Source organism: Cellvibrio sp., from assembly GCF_053579595.1.
Genome location: NZ_JBRFPI010000192.1, coordinates 6553 through 8400, shown reverse-complemented (window position 1 = coordinate 8400; position 1848 = coordinate 6553). Strand labels below are relative to the sequence as shown.

Sequence of the window (1848 nt, the reverse complement as noted above, 5' to 3'; positions counted from 1 at the left end):
TAGGACAGTGGATGAAGGCCAGGGAGGGAATGCTATCGATACGACCTGCTATGGCGCGCTGCTGGCGAATAAAGGTTTTGTTGCCAAGGCTCATCGCCATATCGGTAATCATGCTCACCATCTCTGCGTCTGCCATGTGCTGAGGGTGTAATTGTTTGGGCATCAATTCTTCAATCACTGCCTGATAATTACTTTCCGCTTTCTCAATCGCAATACTGCGATTTTCCAATGCAGTGGGAGTATCTGGCCGCGCACTGGTATCAAGGAGCGCCAAAGCCAGAATCCGCTCCGGCGCCTGGCGCATAATTTCCAGCGCAACGTAACCACCCATCGACAAACCGGCCAATGCAAATTGCCCCGCTGGGGCACTGGCTAAAACGTCAGATGCCATTTCAGCAATGGTGTGTCCTTTGGTTAAATCACCCACAGACACACGTGCAATGTCCGCCAACCCGGAAGCCTGGTGTTGCCATAGACGTGAATCATTGACCAAGCCAGGCAATAAAACGAGATGCGGACATTGAGTGGTTAACATGTATTTCTCCAGCACGATTAAGAATAAATGGACAAGGAATTATTTAACTCGCATGTCATTCTTGACCGATTTAACGCCTTCGACTGAACGCGCAATGGTCGCTGCTCTATTAATGTCGCTTTGTGAGCTGACAAAGCCACTCATCTGCACAACACCTTTAAAAGTTTCCACATTAATTTCGGTAACTTTTAATTCTTTGTCTTCCAATATCGCCGCTTTAACTTTAGTGGTGATCACCGTATCGTCAATATATTCACCTGTGCTTGATTGTTTGGAGGTCGATGCACAACCAACAATTGTCGCCAACAACATTGCCGCTAAAAAAGCAATGCCAAAAAATTTGAAAGTAGAGTGATTAAACGTATTCATTATGAACTCCAATATTGATTAATAGTATTTCGTATAGTATGTCGTATTGAAGTCTGATGATTTAACACCAACAATTCTGTTCGCCAGAACACAGAGAGTGTAAAAAGGCAAAGATTAGCAGCCAATTATTATGTGCGGTTGCGCACCGACAGTAATTGGTACGGACGACAAACTAAAGCTGTTAATCACTAACCACTGGTCATTAACACCCATGCGGTTCCACCAGCAGGATGCAGGTCGCATACGCTCAATGCATGTCAATGGAATGGTAATGTGTTGTGTCATGGAAATGAGTACGGTGCGGTAAGAAACACTCTTCACTGTACACACGGAGGTAATCTGACCACACCAGGCCGGAGTGCCGGGCGCAGCGATGCAGCAGGTGTCAAAGGGCTTGGCATTAGCCGGTCAGTTTCTTTTTTTACCACGGCGTAACATTCACAGCTTAGATGTTCAAGTTGAGCGCGATCCAACACAGTAATTTGTCCGCGCGAATATTCGATTACGCCCAATTTTTGTAATTTGCCAGCGGCCTCAGTTACGCCTTCACGCCGCACACCTAGCATATTGGCAATAAGTTCTTGCGTCATGGTCAAGCGATTCGTTGGTAAACGATCAAGCGACAGTAGCAGCCAGCGACAAAGTTGTTGATCAATAGAGTGATGGCGATTGCATACCGCCGTTTGCGCCATTTGGGTAATTAGCGATTGTGTGTAACGCAAGAGCAACATCAGCATTTCACTGTGGCGATTAAATTCTTCTTTAAATTTGTGTGCGAGCAAACGATAGGCATAACCACCACTTTGGATAATGGCTCGGCTCGGCGTGCTTTCACCGCCCATAAATAAAGCAATGCCAATAATACCTTCCCGGCCGACCACAGAAATTTCAGCCGAGGCGCCATTTTCCATCACGTACAGAAGGGACACTATGCAATCAATGGG

The 1848-nt window shown here is 46.3% G+C and carries 3 protein-coding genes; all 3 read right to left on the bottom strand.

Going from position 1 to position 1848, the window contains the following annotated elements:
• A partial coding sequence (locus ACWA6V_RS12680) for an alpha/beta fold hydrolase (RefSeq protein ID WP_449522834.1) occupies positions 1-535 on the bottom strand: 535 nt, incomplete at its 3' end.
• A gap of 39 nt (positions 536-574) precedes the next feature.
• Entirely contained in the window at positions 575-904 is a 330-nt protein-coding gene (locus ACWA6V_RS12675) for a BON domain-containing protein (protein ID WP_449522833.1), read from the bottom strand.
• Between the two features lie 317 nt (positions 905-1221).
• The coding region (locus ACWA6V_RS12670) for a Crp/Fnr family transcriptional regulator (RefSeq protein ID WP_449522832.1) at positions 1222-1848 on the bottom strand (627 nt) is incomplete at its 5' end.

Excerpts from the sequence above, each read along its gene's own strand:
- ACWA6V_RS12675 (WP_449522833.1), bottom strand. The coding sequence starts at position 904 with ATGAATACGTTTAATCACTCTACTTTCAAATTTTTTGGCATTGCTTTT.